Annotated in this window: 19 protein-coding genes and 1 tRNA gene; 8 read left to right on the top strand and 12 right to left on the bottom strand. The window is 67.6% G+C overall.

The genetic code is table 11. The features are described from left to right. Positions 1 to 29: 29 nt before the first annotated feature. From RMP06_RS15675 to pcl, 3 genes are all read left to right on the top strand, one after another. On the top strand, positions 30 to 2156 hold the full coding sequence (locus RMP06_RS15675) for a methyl-accepting chemotaxis protein (RefSeq protein ID WP_310462724.1): 2127 nt from the start codon (positions 30 to 32) through the stop codon (positions 2154 to 2156). Positions 2157 to 2232: 76 nt separating this feature from the next. Then, positions 2233 to 2634, top strand: coding sequence for a photoactive yellow protein (pyp, locus tag RMP06_RS15670; protein WP_310462723.1), 402 nt, complete (start codon positions 2233 to 2235; stop codon positions 2632 to 2634). Between the two features lie 2 nt (positions 2635 to 2636). Continuing rightward, positions 2637 to 3911 carry a 4-coumarate--CoA ligase gene (gene pcl, locus RMP06_RS15665; protein WP_310462722.1) on the top strand — a complete coding sequence of 425 codons (1275 nt, stop codon included), beginning with the start codon at positions 2637 to 2639 and terminating at the stop codon, positions 3909 to 3911. 303 nt (positions 3912 to 4214) lie between these two features. On the opposite strand, the gene RMP06_RS15660 is transcribed toward pcl, so the two are convergent. From RMP06_RS15660 to galE, 12 genes are all read right to left on the bottom strand, one after another. Then, positions 4215 to 4290: transfer RNA gene (locus RMP06_RS15660), tRNA-Phe, on the bottom strand. 73 nt (positions 4291 to 4363) lie between these two features. Continuing rightward, on the bottom strand, positions 4364 to 5119 hold the full coding sequence (locus tag RMP06_RS15655) for a response regulator (RefSeq protein WP_310462721.1): 756 nt from the start codon (positions 5117 to 5119) through the stop codon (positions 4364 to 4366). Positions 5120 to 5125: 6 nt separating this feature from the next. Next, positions 5126 to 7414: a sensor histidine kinase gene (locus RMP06_RS15650; protein WP_310462720.1), complete on the bottom strand. Its 2289-nt coding sequence runs from the start codon at positions 7412 to 7414 to the stop codon at positions 5126 to 5128. 10 nt (positions 7415 to 7424) lie between these two features. Then, entirely contained in the window at positions 7425 to 8000 is a 576-nt protein-coding gene (locus tag RMP06_RS15645; protein WP_310462719.1) for a DUF4390 domain-containing protein, read from the bottom strand. A 15-nt stretch (positions 8001 to 8015) separates the two neighbouring features. Further along, positions 8016 to 9341 carry a 16S rRNA (cytosine(967)-C(5))-methyltransferase RsmB gene (rsmB, locus tag RMP06_RS15640; RefSeq protein WP_310462718.1) on the bottom strand — a complete coding sequence of 442 codons (1326 nt, stop codon included), beginning with the start codon at positions 9339 to 9341 and terminating at the stop codon, positions 8016 to 8018. A gap of 10 nt (positions 9342 to 9351) precedes the next feature. Continuing rightward, complete coding sequence (locus RMP06_RS15635) at positions 9352 to 10239, bottom strand: hypothetical protein (RefSeq protein WP_310462717.1); 888 nt, start codon at positions 10237 to 10239, stop codon at positions 9352 to 9354. 91 nt (positions 10240 to 10330) lie between these two features. After that, positions 10331 to 10927 (bottom strand): LemA family protein, encoded by a 597-nt coding sequence (locus tag RMP06_RS15630; RefSeq protein ID WP_310462716.1) that lies wholly within the window; start codon positions 10925 to 10927, stop codon positions 10331 to 10333. A 39-nt stretch (positions 10928 to 10966) separates the two neighbouring features. Beyond that, entirely contained in the window at positions 10967 to 11689 is a 723-nt protein-coding gene (gene queC / locus RMP06_RS15625) for a 7-cyano-7-deazaguanine synthase QueC (protein WP_310462715.1), read from the bottom strand. Further along, positions 11686 to 12966 carry a glutamate-5-semialdehyde dehydrogenase gene (locus RMP06_RS15620; protein WP_310462714.1) on the bottom strand — a complete coding sequence of 427 codons (1281 nt, stop codon included), beginning with the start codon at positions 12964 to 12966 and terminating at the stop codon, positions 11686 to 11688. Before RMP06_RS15620 ends, queC begins: the two co-directional genes overlap by 4 nt. A gap of 53 nt (positions 12967 to 13019) precedes the next feature. Then, positions 13020 to 13658, bottom strand: a complete 639-nt coding sequence (locus RMP06_RS15615; protein WP_310462713.1) for a DsbA family oxidoreductase — start codon at positions 13656 to 13658, stop codon at positions 13020 to 13022. Beyond that, positions 13655 to 14836: an acyltransferase family protein gene (locus tag RMP06_RS15610; protein ID WP_310462712.1), complete on the bottom strand. Its 1182-nt coding sequence runs from the start codon at positions 14834 to 14836 to the stop codon at positions 13655 to 13657. Before RMP06_RS15610 ends, RMP06_RS15615 begins: the two co-directional genes overlap by 4 nt. An 11-nt stretch (positions 14837 to 14847) precedes the next feature. Next, a complete protein-coding gene (gene galE, locus RMP06_RS15605) occupies positions 14848 to 15864 on the bottom strand; it encodes a UDP-glucose 4-epimerase GalE (RefSeq protein WP_310462711.1) in 1017 nt (338 codons plus the stop codon). A gap of 134 nt (positions 15865 to 15998) precedes the next feature. Between galE and RMP06_RS15600 the strand changes: the two genes are divergently transcribed. The 5 genes from RMP06_RS15600 to aspS are packed head-to-tail and all read left to right on the top strand — an operon-like array spanning position 15999 to position 20911. Next, the gene (locus RMP06_RS15600) at positions 15999 to 16520 is read left to right on the top strand and encodes a hypothetical protein (protein WP_310462710.1); all 522 of its coding nucleotides are present in this window, start codon (positions 15999 to 16001) and stop codon (positions 16518 to 16520) included. After that, positions 16517 to 18091, top strand: a complete 1575-nt coding sequence (gene ubiB / locus RMP06_RS15595; protein WP_310462709.1) for a ubiquinone biosynthesis regulatory protein kinase UbiB — start codon at positions 16517 to 16519, stop codon at positions 18089 to 18091. The genes RMP06_RS15600 and ubiB overlap by 4 nt, the downstream gene beginning before the upstream one ends. Positions 18092 to 18118: 27 nt before the next feature. Next, the gene (locus RMP06_RS15590) at positions 18119 to 18403 is read left to right on the top strand and encodes an FmdB family zinc ribbon protein (protein ID WP_310462708.1); all 285 of its coding nucleotides are present in this window, start codon (positions 18119 to 18121) and stop codon (positions 18401 to 18403) included. A 13-nt stretch (positions 18404 to 18416) separates the two neighbouring features. Then, positions 18417 to 19082, top strand: a complete 666-nt coding sequence (locus RMP06_RS15585) for a DUF502 domain-containing protein (RefSeq protein WP_310462707.1) — start codon at positions 18417 to 18419, stop codon at positions 19080 to 19082. 32 nt (positions 19083 to 19114) lie between these two features. Next, entirely contained in the window at positions 19115 to 20911 is a 1797-nt protein-coding gene (gene aspS, locus RMP06_RS15580) for an aspartate--tRNA ligase (RefSeq protein ID WP_310462706.1), read from the top strand. Positions 20912 to 20964 lie beyond the last annotated feature (53 nt).

Below are 20964 nucleotides of genomic sequence, written 5' to 3'. Positions count from 1 at the left end.
CGTTGCCGTCCTGCAGTCACGAGCCCAACATGCCTCAATTCATCAGTAATCTCCGTCTTTCACGCAAGTTTGCCCTGTTGGGCGCGGTCGCTGCGGTGATGGTGATGGTGCCGCTGTCGTACTACGTGCGCAGCGTCGAACAGGACCTGGGCCGCACCCGGAACGAACTGGCGGGGATCCAGCCGTCTCGAAGTCTGCTGCGCGTGCTGCAGCTGACGCAGCAGCACCGCGGGTTGTCCGCCGCCGTGCTGGGGGGCAAGTCCGATGTCGAGCCGCAGCGCAGCGGGCGACAGGCCGAGACCGAGCAGGCGGTCGAGGCGTTCACCGCACTGTCCCATGACCTTGGGAACGATGTCCGGCTGCGGGGCGACTGGGAGCGTGTGGCGGTCGAATGGCGCACGCTGGCCAAGGACGTGGCATCCCGCAGTGTTTCCGGTCCGCAGAGTTTCGAGCGCCACACGGCGCTGATCGCGCGCCAGCTCGAATTGCACAGCCGGGTGATGGACGCGGTCGGGCTGACCCTGGAGTCACAACCGGGGTCCTATTTCCTGACGGTGGCCACGCTGCAGCTGGCGCCGGAACTTTCGGAGTCGCTGGGCCAGATGCGTGCCATCGGTGCGCTGGCGCTGGCCCGACAGGAGCTGGCGCCGGAGCAGAAGACGGTCCTCCTGTCCCTGGTGGACCGGGCGCAACGCCAGGCCCGTGATGTGACACTGAATCTGGACAAGGTGTTCTATCTCGATCCCAGGGCCAAGACCGCGCTGGCTGACGACGTGGCCCGGGTGCAGGCCGCCCTCACCTCGGCGCAGCGGATCACGCAGGATCAGGTCCTGGGTGCAGCCGCACTGAGCCATGCCTCGGCGGACTACTTCCGGGTCATGACCGAGTCGATCGATCAGGTGTACGGTTTGCAGCACAACGCAGGCGCTGTTCTGGAGGCAGAACTCAAGGCGCGCCTGAACAATAGCCGCCAGTTCGAGTGGTTGCTGGTTGGCGCGTGCCTGCTGTTGAGCGCGCTGGGCTTCGCGCTGGGCCGCGGGGTGACCCGCTCGATCACGGATGCGGTGGAATCCGCGCGGGCCTCGGCCGTGCGCATCGCCAATGGTGATCTGACCCATGCCCCCCCGGCGACTTCGCGCGACGAGCTGGGCGAGCTGATGACCGCGATGGCGGCCATGCAGGCTTCGCTGACCCGCGTGGTCGGCACCGTGCGCCAGAACGCCGACAGCGTGGCCACCGCCAGTGTCCAGATCGCGCAGGGCAACCTGGATCTGAGCGCCCGCACTGAGCAGCAGGCCAGTGCGCTGGAGGAAACTGCGGCCACGATGGACGAACTGAACTCGACTGTCCGCACCAACGCGGCGAGCGCCCAGCAGGCCAACGCGCTGGCCCAGGGCGCCACCAGCGTGGCCGTGCGCGGCGGCGAGATGGTGGCCCAGGTGGTGGACACGATGAACGGCATCAGCGCTGCGTCGCGCAAGATCGCCGAGATCATCGGGGTGATCGACGGCATCGCTTTCCAGACCAACATCCTGGCGCTCAACGCTGCAGTGGAGGCGGCGAGGGCCGGTGAGCAAGGGCGCGGATTTGCGGTCGTGGCGGGCGAAGTGCGCTCGCTGGCGCAACGCTCGGCAGCGGCTGCCCGCGAGATCAAGGGTCTGATCAACACCAGTGTCGAGCGGGTCGAACAAGGCTCCGCTCTGGTCAACCAGACCGGGCGCACGGTGGACGAGGTGGTCGCGTCCATCAAGCGTGTCAGCGAGATCGTTGCCCAGATCAGCGCGGCCAGCGCCGAGCAGAGCCTGGGTGTGCAGCAAGTCGGACAGGCGGTGAGTCAGATGGACCAGGTCACGCAGCAGAATGCGGCACTGGTCGAGGAGTCGGCCGCCGCCGCCGAAGGCCTCAAGCAGCAGGCGCACGAACTGGTCCAGGCGGTGGCGCTGTTCAAGCTCGGACACGCGGGTGCCACGGGTAGCGCGGCGGATGTGTCGGTCACCAACGACGCCTGGAGCGGCGCTGAACGCCGCGGCGAGGACCGCGCGCGCAATGTGACCCGCCCTGATTTCACCCAGAAAGCGCCGTATCCGGCTGAACGGGCCGCGCCGCAGGAGTCTGCTCCCGAACGGACGGGCACCGACGACTGGGAGCGTTTCTGAAGCGCTGAACTGGGCCTCAAGTTGGTCGCAGATCGTCCGATGAACAGGGAGGCTTCTCCCAAACTAAGGTAATCACATGACGACCGCGGCGACGCCCTCACTCGAACTGGTCAGTTTCGGCAAGACCGACATCGAGAACGTTCTCTCACGGCTCAACCCATCGCAGCTCAACCAGCTCGCGTTCGGTGCTGTCGAGGTGGACGCTTCCGGCAAGATCCTCAAGTACAACGCGACCGAAGGTGCCATCACAGGCCGGGATCCCAAAGCGGTCCTGGGCCGCAACTTTTTCCGGGACGTGGCGCCCTGCACCAACCGTCCGGCATTCAAGGGCGTCTTCGATGCCGGCGTGAAAGCGGGTGCCCTGAACACCATCTTCGAGTACGTCTTCGACAACCAGATGACGGCCACCAAGGTGAAGGTGCACATGAAGCGCGCGCTTTCCGGCGAGACCTTCTGGATCTTCGTCAAGCGGGTCTGAACATGGCGGCCGACCCGCGTGTACTTCCCCCATGGTGGCGCCAGCCGGGTGCACTGGAGCGGGTCGTGGGCGATCTGGTCGCGGATGAACTGGCGCACCTGCGTCCCGGCGGAGGCGCCACACCCCCGCCCCCCTGGCCCGCTGATCTGCTGCTGGATGAACAGGGCCTGGGGCTGGATTCGCTGGAGCGGCTGTCAGTGGCCTCGGCGCTGAACGAGATGCTGCACCTGCACGAGAGTGGCGTCGAGGATCTGCTGCTGGTGCGCCGACGCTTCGGTGAGTGGGTCCACTTGGCCGGCCTCGGCCTGGACCACACCAGCCTGGGGCTGACCTTCCGCACCTCGGGCAGCCGCGGTGCGCCCAAACCCTGCACCCATGAATTGGTCTCGCTCCAGCAGGAGGTGGATTTCCTGGCCGCATTGTTCGCGGGACGGCAGCGGCTATTCAGTGCCGTTCCGGCCCACCACATCTACGGCTTCCTGTTCATCGTGCTCCTGCCGACGCGCTGGCCGGACGTGGTCGTGCACGATGTGCGCCGGATGACTCCGCAGACGCTGGCCGCGAGGCTTGCGCCAGGCGATCTGCTGGTCAGCCATCCGGCGCACTGGGCACTCATGGCGCGACACGCGGGGCGGTTGCCACCGGATGTCGTGGGTGTCAGCTCCACGGCGCCTTGTCCAGCCACCGTGGCGTCAGAATTGTCCGAACGGGGTCTGCAGCGCCTGGTGCAGGTCTACGGCAGCTCGGAGACGGCCGGCATCGGCTGGCGTGACAGCCCTGCCAGCCCGTATCGCCTGATGCCGCACTGGTCGCGACCAGCCAGCGAAGGCAGCGCCCTGCAGCGGCTCCAGCCCAATGGCAGCCATTGCGAGCAGGTGCTGCAGGACCGGATCGATTGGTGCGGTGATGTGCAGTTCCATGTCGCCGAGCGGCGGGATCAGGCCGTGCAGGTCGGCGGCGTCAATGTGTTTCCAGAGCGGGTGCGGCAGGTGCTGCTGGCCCACCCGCTGGTGCAGGAAGCCACCGTGCGGCGGATGACCCCGGACGAAGGCGAACGCCTCAAGGCGTTCGTCGTGCCACGGGGCGCGGTCGACCGACAGGCATTGCCGGAAGCGCTGGACCGATGGGTCGCGCAGCATCTGACAGCGCCAGAGCGACCCAGGGCCTTCGCGGTGGGCGACCACTTGCCGGTCAACGCGCTGGGCAAGGGGATCGACTGGCCGTGTGGGCCGTCAGAAATCCATGGACCGCAGGACGAAGGTGCTCTGGGCTCCTGAGGCGAATCGGCGCGACACTGCGGCGGCGATGTGCTCGGCATTGGACACGAGCAGTTCGGAAAAGCTGGCGTTCTGGTGGGCCGGCTTGAAGCGGGCCCGGCACACCGATTCACTCAGGTAGGCCACCACTTTGGAGTGGGCCAGGCCGATCTGGGCGAGGTTTGCGGATTCGTTGAGATGGAAGGGCGTTCCGTGGAGAAGACGTTGAATGGGGTGTTCCTATTGGCCGCAGGGCTGTGACAAAAACAAAGAAAAACGGGCTAGGAGCCTGAGCACCTAACCCGTTGATTTCTTGCAGAATTCTGGTGGCCAAGGGCGGAATCGAACCACCGACACGCGGATTTTCAATCCGCTGCTCTACCAACTGAGCTACTTGGCCGTCAAGAGAACGCTATTATGGCACTTGAAATCTGACTGGCGCAAGAGATTCGCCCAGATATTTTTTCAAGCAATCAACTGGCCCCACGCTTGTTTCGGGTCAGGTCCACACCAAGCTGCTTGAGCTTGCGGTAGAGGTGGGTGCGCTCCAGTCCGGTACGTTCGGCGACACGGGTCATGCTGCCGTTTTCGCGGGCGAGGTGGAACTCGAAATACGCCTTCTCGAAGGCATCCCGTGCTTCGCGCAAGGGGCGGTCGAGCAGGAAGATCTGCTCGGCCTGGGGGCCGCTGGCCATTGTGATGCTCGGCGCTACGGCCAAGCCGTTGCCATAGTTGCTGTGCATCGGCGTGGCGTAGTGTGTAGCCTCCACCGCGGGCAGATAGTCCATGCGCTCAATGCGCGCCAGTCCCGCATTGGCCATCTCGTTGGTGCCCGTCGGGTTGGCCGGTGCCACGCTGCGCGGTGCCGGTTTGGACAGACCCTGCTCGACCGCACGCAGCAGTTTCTGCAGCGTGATCGGTTTTTCCAGGAAGGCCATTGCGCCGTATTTGGTGGCTTCGACGGCGGTGTCGATGGTGCCGTGACCGGACATCATGATCACCGGCATGTTGAGCTGCGCGCCCGTGCCCCATTCCTTGAGCAGGGTGATGCCGTCCACGTCGGGCATCCAGATGTCCAGCAGCACCAGATCGGGACGCTGGCGTTCGCGCAGGGTGCGGGCCTGAGCGGCGTTTTCGGCCAGCTCGACGCTGTGCCCTTCGTCGGTCAGGATTTCTTGCAGCAGGGCACGGATGCCCATTTCATCATCGACGACAAGAATATTGGCCATGGGTGATCAGGACGCGCGGACGTCGGCAGAGGGTGAGCGGGCCCACCGCAAAAAGGAGATGGACACTTGTGCCCCGGTTCGCGTCGGGCCGTGGGCAGTTTCTTGTGTTTCGTCGGACAAGTTGTTCAACCGGATCTTGGCGCCGTGTTCCTCGACGATTTTCTTGACCACCGCCAGCCCGAGACCCGTGCCGCGGGCTTTGGTGGTGACGTAAGGTTCGAACGCACGTTTCAGGATTTTTTCGGAGAAACCGGGGCCATTGTCCACCACCTTGAGCCGGATGGCACGGGCGACGCCGTCTTCGGCCCGTGTGGCCTCGGTCGAGATGGTGACTTGTCCGTCTGTCATGTCGTTGACCGCATCAAGGGCATTCTGGACCAGATTGTGGATGACTTGCCGCAACTGGCTCGCATCACCCGCCAACGCGGGGAGATCAGGCGCCAGTTGTGGATGGAGCCGACCGCTTTCCTGCTGCACGGCATAGAGCCCGAGCACCTCGGTGACGAGGGCGTTCAGGTCCAGCGGCAGCAGCTGGGCGGCGGGCAGACGGGCGTAGTCGCGGAACTCGTTGACCAGCGTTTTCATGGACTGGACCTGCGCCACGATGGTGCCGACCGAACGCACCAGCATCTGCTGGTCCAGGCCTGTCAGTTTCGCTTCGAGCTTGTGCTGCAGGCGCTCGGCCGAGAGCTGGATCGGGGTGAGCGGGTTCTTGATCTCGTGGGCCAGCCGGCGCGCGACCTCGGCCCAGGCCACGCTGCGCTGGGCGGACACGACGTCGGTGATGTCATCGAACACGATCAGGCGCGCGCCTTCCGGCAGCAGTGCGCCGCGCACGAGCAGGGTCTGGCCCGACTCGGCGTGTCCCAGTGCCAGCGCTTCTTGCCAGTGGCCACGGCCGCCATCGCCGTGTTCGCCGGGATCCAGATCGGCGGCGTGGGTGGCGAAGTGCTGGGCGACGGTGCGGGCGAAGGCGTCGAGGCCGGGCAACTGGTCGAGTGTCTGGCCCGCCCAGGCGCTCGGTGCGACGCACAGGATGCGGGCCGCACCGGGGTTGACGGTGTTGATGGTGCCGTCAGCGTCGAAGACGATGACGCCGGAGGTGAGGTTGTCGAGGATGGTCTGCAGGTGGGTCTTGGCGCTCTCGACCTCGGCCAGGCTGCGCTGCACCAGACCCCGCGCGTCAGCCAGCTGCTGGGTCATCACAGCGAACGAGCGCGTCAGCCCGCCCAGCTCGTCGCGCGAGGCGAAGACCTCCGTCGGGCTCAGGTCGCCGCTGGCCACCTGGCGCACACCCTCGGCCAGCATCACCAGCGGCCGGCCGAGCTGGTGGCCCAGACCTGCGGCCATCAGCAGCGCGCTGAAGACGCCCAGGATAAGCGTGAGCGTCAGCGTGCCGATGTACATCTTGCGCAGCCCACCGCGGCCGAGCGCACGCTGCTGGTACTCGCTGTAGGCGGCCTGCACGCGCAGCGCGTTGGCGGCCAGCTCCGGTGGAACGAGCTGGGTGACCTGCAGATAGCGGTCCTCGCTGCCGAGGCTGAAGCTGGTCGAGGGCATCCAGGCGATGGCGCGCACCCGGGCCTGGCTGGCGGCCTTGTCCTTGGGATCGGGCGGGGTGTCGGCGTCCAGGCCTTCGAGCTGGGCGTAGACGCGCAGGTTGCGGGCCTGGCGCATCATCGTGCTGGTCGGCCGGTCCGGCAGCATGGCCGCGCCGACCGCGCCACCGGCCGACAGCGTCACCTGCCCGGTCGGCGACAGCAGCGCCACGCTCTGCGCCGAGAGCTGCTCGCGCAGGCGCTCCAGCGTCAGCAGCTTGAGCCGGTCGGAGTTCTCGGTGGCGTTTTCGGCGGCGAGGCGGGTTTTGGTGGCGACGTCATTGACGAGCAGCTGTAGCGTGGTGCGGCCGAGATTGAGCCCGGATTCAAGTGCGCCCTCGACCTCGATGTCGAACCAGCTTTCGATGCTGCGCGAGACGAACTGGTAGGACACACCGTAGATCAGCGCACCGGGCATCACGCCGACGAAGGCGAAGATGGCCGCCAGCTTGAACAGCAGCTTGCTGCCGAACTTGCCGTGGCGCATGCGCCGTGCCAGATGGGTCAGTGCCACCAGGATCACCAGACCCAGCGCAGCGGCCACGCCGATGTTGACCCACAGCAGCCACGCGTAATGGCGTTCGTAGAGCACGCGGTTGTTGGTGGCGATCGACAGCAGGAAGGCCAGCACCAGCACGGTGCCGCCCACCGCCAGCAGGGCGATCAGCAGGGTCCAGCGCAGGGAGCGGCGGCTCATGGTGGGCCGATCAGTCCGGCAGGGCGAAGGTACGTGCCACGCGGAGCGTCCATTCCGGCTGGCTGCCGATGCCGATCTGCAGGGGCCGTGGCAACTGCTCGGTGTCGAGCCGGTAGGCGAATTCGATGTAATGGCGGTCGTCTTCCGCCGGCACCGGATCGGCAATGCGCCACTGGCTGAAGCGCTGCAGCGCCCGCAGCGCCTCGCCGAGCGAGCGGTAGGTCTGCGACAGGCCGCCCTGGCTGACCTTGTAGCTGAAGGTCAGTGGCTGGTAGGCAATGCGCCAGGTGCGCGTCGCGTGGGCGAGTTCCCTGTCACGCCAGTACCAGCGCGAGCGCATCAGCACCGCTTCGGCCAGGAAATGCAGCGCCACGCCGCGCTGCAGCGCATCCTCGACGCTCGGGGGAAGGTCGAAGCGGGTCTCGAAGTTCAGCAATATTCCCTGCTCGCTGCGCTGGGCGTCCAGGCGCAGCAGGTCCAGTGCCTGGGCCGGTGCCATGGTCAGCAGCAGGACGAGCACCACGCATGCGGCCACGGCTGCACGCAGACGCGTCAGGCTGTCGGGGCAATGGGCAGGCGTTGGCATGCGGGTAGGCGGTGGTCAGGACAGTTTGTCCAGCCGGGCGTAGAAGAATCCATCGCCCGCGGGCGTCGAATTGTCGGTCAGCGGCAGCAGGTGGCCAGGAGCCTGCCCGGCGCGGGCGTCGGCGTGGCGTTGCAAAAACGCCGAAATCTGCCCCGAACCCTCGGCCCGGAAGACCGAGCAGGTGGCGTACACGAGCCGCCCACCCGGGCGCACCAGCGGCCACAGCGTGTCCAGCAGCGCCCGCTGGGTGCGGGCAAGGTCGCCGATGTCGCTGGCACGGCGCAGCCAGCGCACGTCCGGATGGCGGCGCACGATGCCCGAGGCGCTGCAGGGCGCGTCGAGCAGGATGGCGTCGAAGGGGCGGCCGTCCCACCACGCTGTGGTGTCCCGGGCATCAGCGGCTGCGGTGCGGGCGCCTTGCAGGTGCAGGCGCGCCAATGTTTCCTCGACCCGCTTCAGCCGGACCGCATCGCTGTCGAGCGCGAGCAGCTCCAGATCCGGTCGCAGCTCCAGCAGGTGGGCGGTCTTGCCACCCGGCGCGGCGCAGGCGTCCAGCACGCGGGCGCCAGCCGGCAGGGCGTCCGGTCCGGCGCCCAGCAGCAGCGGGCCGGCGCGTTGCGCCGAGAGATCCTGCACCGAGACATGGCCCATGTCGAAACCTGGCAGCTGCTGCACCGGCACCGGCTGGTCCAGCACCACGGCGTGCGTGCCCACCGCCGTGGCGCCCAGGCCGGATGCCGCCAGCTCGGCCACGTAGCTGGCCGCGTCACCGTGGCCGGCGTGGACCCGCAGCACCATCGGTGCCGCCTGGTTGGCTTCGGCCAGCAGTTCCGTCCACTGGCTCGGCCAATCGCGCTGCAGCTGGTCGATCCACCAGCGCGGGTGCTGGTGGCGGGCGACCGGCAGCGTGGCCTTCAGATCGGCGACCAGCGCAGTGCGCTCGCGCAGGAAGCGGCGCAGGATCGCGTTGACGAAGCTCGCGTTCTTGGGGGCAATCTGGTGCGCACAGGCGACTGCCTGATCGACCAGCGTGTGGTCCGGGTACGGGGCTGCGGCATCGGGCCAGAGCAGCGCGAGTGCGGTGATCAGCAGGGCGTCCACACGTGGTGGCGGCATGCGCGGCGCCAGGCGCTCGCGGGCGGCCTCGGCGCCGCCCATCCAGCGCATGACGTGGAAGCTCAGGGACTGTGTGCCTGGGCGAGCGGGCGCGGGACAGGCGGCCAGCGCCTCGGTCAGCGAGCGACCAGCGCGCACGGCGGCGACCGCGTCGGCGGTGTGGGCGAGCAGGCGGGACAGCGGCAGGCTGTGGGGATGGGCGGTGGGGGCATCGGAGGAGTTCACGGGCGGCAGTCTACGTGCCGCCGGCCTCCCGTACCTGACCGAAGGCCGGATTCACCGGAATGAAGTGACAGGCCAGCGCTGGAGGCAGCGGCGTGTCCAGCAGCGCGCAGGCCAGCCAGAGCGCCTCGGCCGCCATCGGCAGGCCGTCGTCGGCGTGGACCAGCAGGCCGGGGCGGGTGCTTGCCGCATCGACCCAGTGCCGCGCCAGCACCGGCCGGTGCATCCAGCCCAGGGCCTGCAGGCCCCGCAGCGCCCGGCCGAGGCCATCCACGTCCGGTACGTGGCAGGTCGGTGGCGGGGTGTCGGTGCCCCAGATGCCCTGCATCACCGTGTCGTGCCAGGCCGTGCCAGCGCTGGCGACGAGCACGCCCTCCACCTCCGGCACGCCGCCAGGCACCATGCGGGCGAGATAGGCGGTGAATAGCGCGATTGCCTGGCGCAGGGCGAGCGGCAGGTGGTCGAGTTCGTTGCGTTCGCGCACACCGCCGCGGTGAGGGCGTGTCGGCCCTGCCAGCCAGTGGCGCACAGTGAGCCACACCAGCCGGTCGAGCGCACCAATCCGCCCGTCGGCACACATCACGCGGCGCACGCTCTGCAGCAGCGCCTGCCGCATTTCCAGCGGGTCGTCGGCGCATTGGTGCAGCAGTGTGTCCAGCGCGGGGAGGCGGGCGCTGGCCGGCAAGGCTTGTGTCCATCGGCGCACCTGGGCCTTGGTCTCGACGCCATGGGTGGCTTCCTGCCAGGCGCGCCGTTCGCGGTTGCTGTCCGGTGTCAGCAGCAGCGCGAGCACGGCGGCCCGCCGCTCGCCTTCCCCGGACAGGCGTTCCAGCCGGGACCAGGCGTCCTGCGACTCGGGGTCCAGCCTCGGCGGAACGCGGAGCAGGGGGATGGCAGACATGAAACAAAAATTGCAGATTCGGCAAACATTGGCATCCTGCCCCCCGGGACTGCGCCTTGTCCAGCCGAAAAGTGTTTCTGCAAGCCTGGGTTCAGAGCGGCATCGGGCTGCTGGGCTGGCCCTTCAGCCGCAGCGCCGCCTGACCGGACAGCAACGGGGCCGTCTTGAAGCCCCAGGCCAGTCCGACCAGCGTGGTCGGGAAGACATGCAGCGCGTGGTTGTAGCGCTCGGCTTCGCGGTTGTAGACCAGCCGACAGATGTGGATCTGTTCCTGCAGGGCGTCGCGCTGGCGCAGCAACTCGGTGATGGCCGGCTCGGGGCCGAGACCGGAGGTCAGGTCCTGCAGCTCGCCGACCAGCAGGTCGAGCAGGGTACCGAGCGACTCCTCGGCGGCGCCGACCACCTTCAGTGCATTGCCACGCATGCTGCGGGCCTGTGCCTCGTCGGTGGCGCGGCCGGCCTGCCGCGCAGCATCGATCAGCTGGGCGGCGACGGGCTGCTGGTCACCGGACAGCAGCGGGCGGGCGGCCTGCGCCAGCGCCAGCGCCACGGCATGGCGCTGGCGCAGGTGGCTGGCCAGCGGGCCATAGCTGTGGTGGGTTTTGGCGCGCAGCCGTTTGAGGCGCTTGTAGGCGCCGAGCATCCAGAAGGCCAGCACAGCCAGGATCACCAGGGTGGCAATGTCCATCTCGTGTCTCCGGGGTGGGCGGCACAGCGGCCGCCGGGGTCAGCCTGCGTCGGCCAGCCAGGCTGCGTGTCCGGCGTGGCGCAGCTCGCATGCCGGACAGTGGCCGCAGCCGTGGCCCCACGGGTGGCGCGTGCCGCGCTCGCCGAGGTAGCAGGTGTGGGTGTGCTCGATGACCAGCGCGGTCAGCGCCGGGCCGCCCAGTTGCTCGGCGAGTTCCCAGGTCTGCGCCTTGGTCAGGAACATCAGCGGGGTGTCCACCGTCATCGGTGTCGCCAGCCCGAGCGAGAGCGCCACCTGCAGCACCTTGAGCGTGTTGTCGCGGCAGTCCGGGTAGCCCGAATAATCGGTCTCGCACATGCCCCCGACCAGCACCGACGCGCCCCGCCGATACGCCAGCGTCGCCGCGAAGCCGAGGAACAGCAGGTTGCGGCCGGGCACGAAGGTGTTGGGCAGCCCGTTGGCCTGGAACTCGATCTCGCGCTCGGCGGTGAGTGCGGTGTCGGAGAGCTGCCCGATCAGGCCGAGGTCGAGCACGTGGTCGTCGCCAAGCCGGTCAGCCCACTGCGGGAACTGCTGGCGCAGCTCGGCGAGCACGGTCAGCCGGCAGTCCAGCTCGATGCGGTGGCGCTGGCCGTAGTCGAAGCCGAGCGTCTCGACGCGGTTGAACCGGTCCAGTGCCCAGGCCAGACAGGTGGTCGAGTCCTGTCCGCCCGAGAACAGCACGAGGGCGGTGCGTGGATCGCGGGCGGTGGTGGCGGTCATTGGCGGATCTCTCCCTGGCCGAGCACGACCCACTTCATCGACGTCAGCCCCTCCAGCCCGACCGGACCGCGGGCGTGGAACTTGTCGGTGGAAATGCCGATCTCGGCGCCGAGGCCGTATTCGAAGCCGTCGGCAAAGCGCGTGCTGGCGTTGACCATCACGCTGGCCGAGTCCACCTCGCGCAGGAAGCGCATTGCGTTCGGGTGGTTCGTGGTCAGGATGGCTTCGGTGTGGTGCGAGCTGTAGCGGTTGATGTGGGCGATGGCCTCGTCGAGCGAATCGACCACCTTCACGCTGATGACGGGCGCCAGGTATTCCTCGGACCAGTCGGCTTCGGTCGCCTCCACCACGGCTGCGCCGGCCACGTCTGACAGGATCGCCTTGGCCCGTGGGCAGCAACGCATCTCGACGCCTTTCGCGGCGAAGATGGCGCCGATCTGCGGCAGGAACGCCGTCGCCTGCGCCACATGCACCAGCAGCGACTCGGTGGCGTTGCAGGGGCTGTACTTCTGCGTCTTGGCGTTGTCGGTGACGACCAGCGCCTGCGGGATGTCCACCTCGGCGTCGATGTAGGTGTGGCAGTTGCCGTCGAGGTGCTTGATCACCGGCACCTTGGCCTCGGCCGAGATGCGCTCGATCAGGCCCTTGCCCCCGCGCGGGATGATCACGTCCACGAACGCGGGCATCGCGATCAACTGGCCGACGGCGGCGCGGTCGGTGGTCTCGACGAGCTGCACCGCGGTGGCAGGCAAACCGGCTTCGACAAGCGCGGCCTGCACCAGCTTCCACAGCGCCAGATTCGAATGGATCGCCTCCGAGCCGCCGCGCAGGATGCAGGCGTTGCCGCTCTTGATCGCCAGCGACGCCGCCTCGATCGTCACGTTCGGGCGGCTCTCGTAGATCATCCCGAACACGCCCAGCGGCACGCGCATCTGCCCGACGCTGATGCCGGTCGGGCGGCGCTTGACCCCGGTGATCTCGCCTACCGGGTCGGGCATCGCGGCCAGTTGCTCGCAGCCTTCGGCAACGGTGGCGATGACCTTGGCGTCGAGTTTCAGGCGGTCGAGCATCGGGCCGGACAGGCCGTTCGCGGCGGCGGCGGTCAGGTCGAGCGCGTTGGCGGCGTCAAGCACGACCACGTTGTCGCGCAGCAGGCGGGCGAGGGCCAGCAGTGTGCGGTTCTTGGCGCTGGTCGAGGCAGCGGCCATCAGCGTGGCAGCGGCGCGGGCGGCCTCGCCGACGCGGGCCATGTAGGCGGAGATGTCCTGGGTGTTCATGCGGCGAATTGTGGCAGAGGGTGCCACGCCACCGCACCCCTCGTGGATTCCCTTCAGCTTGCCGCGATCTGCCGCAACGCTTGCTCGAATACCTCGACCGGCTGCCCGCCAGAGATCAGGTGCCGGTCATTGATGATCACTGCGGGCACCGAGCGGATGCCGGCCTGCTGGTAGAAGAGTTCCCTCTCGCGCACGTCGTTGGCGTGCGCATCGCTGTCCAGCACGGCGCGCGCAGCTTCGGTGTCCAGACCGGCCGCAGTCGCTGCCTCAAGGAGCACTGCGTGGTCGCCCGGACTCAGGCCATCGGTGAAATACGCCTTGAACAGCGCGTGCTTGAGTCGGCGCTGGGCCTCGTCGGATTGCAGCCCCGCCCAGTGCAGCAGCCGGTGCGCATCAAACGTGTTGTAGATCCGGCTGCGCTTGCCCAGGCCGAATTCGAAACCGACGCCAGCACCGCGCTGGCGGATCGCCTCGGTGTTGGCGGCGACCTGCTCGGCGGAGATGCCGTACTTCTCGGTCAGGTGCTCGACGATGGCCTGGCCTTCGGCAGGCATTGATGTGTTGAGTTCGAAGGGCTGGAAGTGCAGCGTGGCCTGGATCTGGGGTGCGACCCGCTCAAGGGCCTGTTCCAGCGCGTTCAGCCCGATCGCGCACCAGGGGCAGGAGACGTCGGAGACGAAATCGATTTTCATGGGGTCTGACTTTCCGGGGTGAACGGCGGTCCCGCCAGTGTCGACTGCAACCACCGTTGCACTGCTGCGGTGTGGCGCTCGGTCAACCATGCGAATGCCTGGCAGTACGCCAGCAGCAGCGCCGACAGCCCACCCAGATAGGCCATGCCGCGCAAGTCCGGCTGCAACTGGAATGGCAGACCCGCCCATTGGTAGGCGATCGCGATCAACAGCAGCATGGCGGGGAAGTGGCACAGGTAGGTGGTGTACGAAAAATCGGCCATCCGTGCATGGAAGTGGCTGAAGCCCAGCGTGCCCTGCAGGCGGGTGATGCTGGCGAGGGAGGTCGAGAACGCCAGGCCCAGCACCAGATCGCGTGCGAACCCGGTGAACAGCGACTCGGGATGGTCGCCGTTCTCCACGTTGTGGTTCAACCGAAACCAGACGATGGCCAGGGCCAGCACCGCGAGGCCGACGACCGGATGTGGTCGCCAGGCACCCGACGCGATCCAGCGGTGCGTGAGTAGCCCGAGCAGCCAGATACCGCCCCAGAGCGTGACGTGCCCGGGCAGCCACGCGGCGAGCAGCAAACCGGCCATTGCGCTGACCAGCCGCCAGCGGCCCAGGCCCGTGCCGGTCCAGGCGGCGGCCAGCAGCGCGAAGATGCCGTAGTACCACCACTCATAGGCGAGGCTCCACAGCGGGTTGTTGCTGCCGAAGATGCCGGTCGAGATGCCCTGCAGCATGCACAGGTTGCCCAGCAGCGTGCGTGCGTCCAGGCCGGCGCTGATGTCACTGTTGAGCGAGATGGTGTGGTATTGCACCGCATTGGTGTAGAGCTCGCTGGCATTGAACCAGCGCAGGCCGGCGACATCCATCAGCAGCCCGACAAGCAGCGCCGGGACCAGCACGGTGTAGATCCGGCTGAAACGGGCGATGGCATAACGCTTCAGATCCGGACCTTGCTGCTGCCAGCGCTCCAGCGTCGTGCCGCCGACGAGGAAACCGCTGATGACGAAGAAGACCACCACGGCCTCATGGCCGAGGCCGGTGAAGAAATACAGGCCCTTGTCGGCGAGGGTGGCCTGGTGGACGCTCGCCAGATCAACCAGCACGATGTGGCGCACATGGCCGACCAGCACCAGCCAGGCGGCGAGCCAGCGCGACAGGTTGAGAAAGGTCGAGAGGTTCCGGTTCATTGGATGCTGGCTCAGCCGACAAACCCCTGCGGGTTCATCGACTGCCAGCGCCAGCTGTCCTCGCACATCTGGTCGATCCCGCGCTCGGCCTTCCAGCCCAGCAGTTGCTGCGCGGCACCTGGGTCGGCGTAGCAGGCCGCGATGTCGCCGGGGCGGCGATCGACGATCTGGTACGGCACCGGGCGGTCGCTGGCCCGCTCGAACGCCTTCACCACGTCCAGCACGCTGTAGCCCTGGCCGGTGCCGAGGTTGACCGTGACCGACGACTTCGCTTCGAGCAGGTGGCGCAGCGCGGCGACGTGCCCCTGGGCCAGATCGACGACGTGGATGTAGTCGCGCACGCCGGTGCCGTCCGGCGTGTCGTAGTCGCCGCCGAAGACCTGCAGGTGCGCCCGCTTGCCGACGGCGACCTGCGTGACGTAGGGCATCAGGTTGTTCGGGATGCCACGCGGGTCTTCGCCGATCAGGCCGCTGGCGTGGGCGCCGACCGGGTTGAAGTAGCGCAGGTAAGCGATCGCCCACGCCGGATCGCAGGCTTCGAGTTCGCGCAGCATCTGCTCGCCCAGCAGCTTGGTCATGCCGTAGGGGTTGGTGGTCGAGAGGGCGCTGTCCTCGGTGATCGGCAGGCGCTCGGGCTGGCCGTAGACGGTGGCCGATGAGCTGAACACCAGCGCCTTCACCCCCCGGTTGCTCATCGCAGTGGCGACGCTGACGAGCCCGCCGAGGTTGTTGCGGAAGTATTCGAGCGGCTTCTGGGTCGATTCGCCGACCGCTTTGTGCGCGGCGAAATGGATGACGGCCGACACGCCGTGGCGGGCGATGATGTCCTCGATGCGGGCGGTGTCGTTCACGTCCGCTTCCTCGAACACCGGCTGCTCGCCGAGCAGCGTGGCCAGGCGCGCCAGCACGACCGGCGAGCTGTTGGCGAAGTTGTCCACGCCCAGCACCTTGAAGCCGGCTTCCTTGAGCGCGATCCAGGTGTGCGAGCCGATGTAGCCGGTGGCGCCGGTCAGAAGGATGGTGGGCATGTCGGTGGAGTCTCTGGGAACTGCGATGCGGCGAATTGTGGCAAACCCGCTCCCCAATCCGCTGACCCCCCGATGAACAGCGCTGCTGCGCCCGCCCGGAGCGAGCAATTTCACCGGCCACCTACAATCGCCGGATGTTTGAAGCCCTCCTCGAACCCCTAGGCCGCGAGGCCCTCGGCCGCGTCACATTGCTGCTCAACCACGTCCTGAGCGCCGAACCCGAAGCTACCCGGCGCCTGTCCGGCCAGGTCAGCCGCACCATCGGCGTGCAATGGCACCAGTGGCCGGCGATGCTGCCGCCGCCGCCGCGCGCGGTGTGGTCCATCTCGCCGGCCGGCCTGCTTGATCTGGACGAAGACATGCTGCTCGTGCCGGTCGGTGTGGGCGATGACCAGACGCTGATGGTCACGCTCGACGGCACCGCGCTGCTGGGCTGGGTGTTCGGCGGCATGGCCGGGCGTCCGCCGATGGACATCCGTGGCGATGCAGGGCTGGCCGCCGAGGTGAGCTGGCTGGCCGAGAACCTGCGCTGGGACATCGAGGACGACCTCGCCCGCGTGGTCGGTGACGGCCCGGCCCGGGTGCTCGGCCAGCTCGGCGGCGGGCTGGCGCAGGCCGTTGGCGCGTTCGTGCAGCGCGTGCGCGGCGCGGCATGAAGCACTGGCCCCGGCTGGCCCTGATCGCGTGGGTGCTGCTGCGCCATGGGCTGGACCAACTGGCGCTCGCACGGGCGCCGCAACCGGGCTTGCGGCTGCTGGCGCGGGTGCTGTCGGTCGGTCGGCGCTTCGACGCACCGCGTGGCGAGCGGCTGCGGCTGGCCTTCGAGCGACTCGGACCGATCTTCATCAAATTCGGGCAGGTGCTGTCCACCCGGCGCGACCTGCTGCCGCCCGACATCGCCGACGAACTCGCCAAGCTGCAGGACCGCGTGCCGCCATTCCCGAGCGCGCAGGCCCGCCAGATCATCGAACAATCGCTCGGCAAGCCCATCGAAGCGGTGTTTTCGCAATTTGACGCCGATCCGGTCGCCAGCGCGTCGATCGCGCAGGTGCATTTCGGGGTGCTGCACGACGGGCGGGCGGTGGCGGTGAAGGTGCTGCGGCCGAACGTGCTGGAGGTGATCGACGCCGATCTCGGCCTGCTGCGCAAGGGCGCGGCGTGGCTGGAGCGGCTGTCGGCGGATGGCCGCCGGCTGCGTCCGCGCGAGGTGGTGGCCGAGTTCGACAAGTACCTGCACGACGAGCTGGACCTCGGCCGCGAAGCCGCCAACGCCGCGCAACTGCGGCGCAACATGGGCGGGCTGGACCTGTTGCTGGTGCCCGAGATGGTGTGGGACCACATCAGCCGCGACGTGCTGGTGATGGAGCGCATGGTCGGCACACCGATCAGCCAGGTCGAGCAGCTCCGTGCTGCGGGTGTCGACATCCCCAAGCTTGCCCGCGACGGCGTGACGATCTTCTTCACCCAGGTGTTCCGCGACGGTTTCTTCCACGCCGACATGCACCCCGGCAACATCATGGTGTCCACCGCACCGGCCACCTTCGGGCGCTACATCGCGCTGGATTTCGGCATCGTCGGCACGCTGGACGCCCGCGACAAGGAATACCTGGCGCAGAACTTCATCGCCTTCTTCCGCCGCGACTACCGGCGCGTGGCCGAGCTGCACATCGAGTCCGGCTGGGTGCCGGCGGGTACACGCGCCGACGAACTCGAAGGCGCCGTGCGCGCCGTCTGCGAACCGCATTTCGACCGACCACTGAAGGACATCTCGCTCGGCCAGGTGCTGATGCGGCTGTTCCAGACCTCACGGCGCTTCAATGTCGAGATCCAGCCACAGCTCGTGCTGCTGCAGAAGACGCTGCTGAACGTCGAGGGACTCGGCCGCCAGCTCGACCCGGAGCTGGACCTGTGGAGCACGGCCAAGCCCTTCCTCGAACGCTGGATGAACGAGCAGATCGGCTGGCGCGCGCTGGTCAGCCAGCTCAAGAACGAGGCGCCGCGTTACGCCCACTTCCTGCCCGAGCTGCCGCGGTTGCTGCACGAGGCGCTGCTGGCGCGCACCACGGCGGTGTCCAGCGCGCCCGGTGCGTCGCGCGAGCTGGTGGAGGCCCTGCTGGTCGAGCAGCGCCGCACCAACCGGCTGCTGCAGGCCTTTGGTTGGGCGGCGGTCGGCTTCCTGCTCGGCGCCCTGGCCGTCCAGGTGGCGCACCGCCTGGCTCCTCTATAATTCTCGTTTCGAATCAAGGGTTTAGCGATGCCGATCTACGCCTATCGTTGTTCCTCCTGCGGGCACGCGAAGGACGTGTTGCAGAAGATGTCCGACGCCGTGCTCACCACCTGTCCCGCCTGTGGCGCCGAAAGCTTCACCAAGCAGGTGACGGCTGCGGGGTTCCAGCTCAAGGGCTCGGGCTGGTATCAGACCGATTTCCGTGGCGGGCCGACCGCGCCGGCCGCTCCTGCTGGTGCGGATGCACCCGCCGCGCCTGCACCCGCTGCGCCCGCGGCTGCCGCGACCCCAGCCACCCCGGCTGCCAGCTGAACCGGACACCCCCGTGAGAAAATACATCATCGCTGGCCTGCTTGTCTGGCTCCCGCTGGCCATCACCATCTGGGTGCTGACGTGGGTGCTGGGCCTGCTCAACAGCGTGTTCCAGACCCTGCTCGACGCGGCTACCGCCGTGCTGCCGGCCAGTGCCCACACCGTGCTGGAGATGCTGGCGTCGATCCCTGGGCTGGGTGTGCTGACGCTGCTGACGATGATGCTGCTGACCGGCATGTTCGTCGCCAACTTCGTCGGCCAATGGTGGCTGCGGCAGTGGCACCGGTTGATGTCGAACATCCCGATCGTCAAGTCGATCTACACCTCGGTCAAGCAGGTCTCCGACACGCTGTTCTCCAGCAGCGGGCAGGCATTCCGCGAGGCGGTGCTGGTCGAGTACCCGCGCCGCGACTGCTGGACGATCGCTTTTGTCACCGGCAAGCCCGCGGGCGAGGTGGCCGAGCGCATGGGCACGCCCGCCGACACCGAGTTCGTCAGCCTGTACGTGCCGACGACGCCGAATCCCACGTCCGGCTTCTTCCTGATGGCCCCGCGTTCGGATGTGCGGGCGCTGGAGATGAGCGTGGACGAGGCGCTCAAGTACATCATTTCCATGGGCGTGGTCGCGCCGCCGGTGCATGCCGCACCGGCCGTCGCCGTTGCCGCGGCTCCCCATTGAATCCAGAGCATCCAAAGAAAGACACCACCGCCATGCGTACCTGCTATGCAGGCCAGGTCAGCGAAGCACTGACCGGCCAGACCGTCACCCTCATGGGCTGGGCCCACCGCCGCCGCGATCATGGTGGTGTGATCTTCATCGACCTGCGTGACCGCGAAGGACTGGTCCAGATCGTCTGCGATCCGGACCGCGCCGCGATGTTCAAGGTGGCTGAGGGCGTGCGCAACGAGTTCTGCCTGAAGGTGGTCGGTCTGGTGCGCGCGCGCCCGGCCGGCACCGAGAACGCCAACCTCGTCAGCGGCAAGGTCGAACTCCTGTGCCACGACCTGGAAGTGCTGAACCCGAGCGTCACGCCGCCGTTCCAGATCGACGACGACAACCTGTCCGAGACGACCCGCCTGACGCACCGCGTGCTCGACCTGCGCCGCCCGGCGATGCAGAAGAACATGATGCTGCGCTACCGAGTGGCGATGGAAGTGCGCAAGTACCTCGACGAGCTGGGCTTCGTGGACATCGAGACGCCGATGCTCACCAAGTCCACCCCGGAAGGCGCGCGCGACTACCTCGTGCCGAGTCGCGTCAACGACGGCCATTTCTTCGCCCTGCCGCAGTCGCCGCAGCTGTTCAAGCAGTTGCTGATGGTGGCCGGCTTCGACCGCTACTACCAGATCACCAAGTGCTTCCGTGACGAGGATCTGCGCGCCGACCGCCAGCCCGAATTCACGCAGATCGACATCGAAACCTCCTTCCTGAACGAAGAAGAGATCCGTTCGATGTTCGAAGGCATGATCCGCCACGTCTTCCGCAAGGCGCTGAGCGTCGAGCTGGGCGACTACCCGGTGATGGCCTACGCCGAGACGATGCACCGCTTCGGCTCCGACAAGCCTGACCTGCGCGTGAAGCTCGAATTCACCGAGCTGACCGACGTGATGGGGACAGTGGACTTCAAGGTCTTCTCGACGCCGGCGACCACCAAGGGCGGCCGTGTCGTTGCCCTGCGCGTGCCCGGTGGTGCGTCGATCAGCCGCGGCGAGATCGATGGCTACACCGACTTCGTCAAGATCTACGGTGCCAAGGGCTTGGCCTGGATCAAGGTCAACGACGTGTCCAAGGGCCGCGAGGGCCTGCAGTCGCCGATCGTCAAGAACCTGCACGACCAGGCGATCGCCGACATCCTGGCCCGCACCGGTGCGCAGGATGGTGACTTGCTGTTCTTTGGTGCCGACAAGGCCAAGGTGGTCAACGATGCGATCGGCGCACTGCGCCTGAAGGTCGGTCACAGCGAGTTCGGCAAGAAGACGGGCCTGTTCGAGGACCGCTGGGCGCCGCTGTGGGTCGTGGACTTCCCGATGTTCGAGCACGACGAGGACGAGAACCGCTGGAATGCGGTGCACCACCCGTTCACGGCGCCGAAGGACGGCCACGAGGACTACATGGACACGGACCCGGGCAAGTGCATTGCCAAGGCCTACGACATGGTGCTCAACGGCTGGGAACTCGGCGGCGGCTCGATCCGGATCCACCGCGCCGAGGTGCAGAGCAAGGTGTTCAGCGCGCTCAACATCGGCAAGGAGGACGCGCAGCTCAAGTTCGGCTTCCTGCTGGATGCGTTGCAGTACGGTGCGCCCCCGCACGGTGGTCTGGCCTTCGGTCTGGACCGCCTGGTCACGCTGATGACCAAGGCCGAGTCGATCCGCGACGTGATCGCCTTCCCGAAGACGCAGCGGGCGCAGTGCCTGCTGACCGGCGCGCCGTCGGTGGTCGAGGACAAGCAGTTGCGCGAGTTGCACATCCGGCTGCGGAGTGCGCAGGTGGGCACGCAGGGCTGAACACCGCGGGCCTGAGCAAAAGGCGCGGCCAGTTCCGCGCCTTTTTTCGTCCA

It is taken from the genome of Sphaerotilus sp. (genome assembly GCF_031429695.1).
Lineage (GTDB): Bacteria > Pseudomonadota > Gammaproteobacteria > Burkholderiales > Burkholderiaceae_C > Sphaerotilus.
This window is presented reverse-complemented; position numbering and strand designations above follow the sequence as displayed.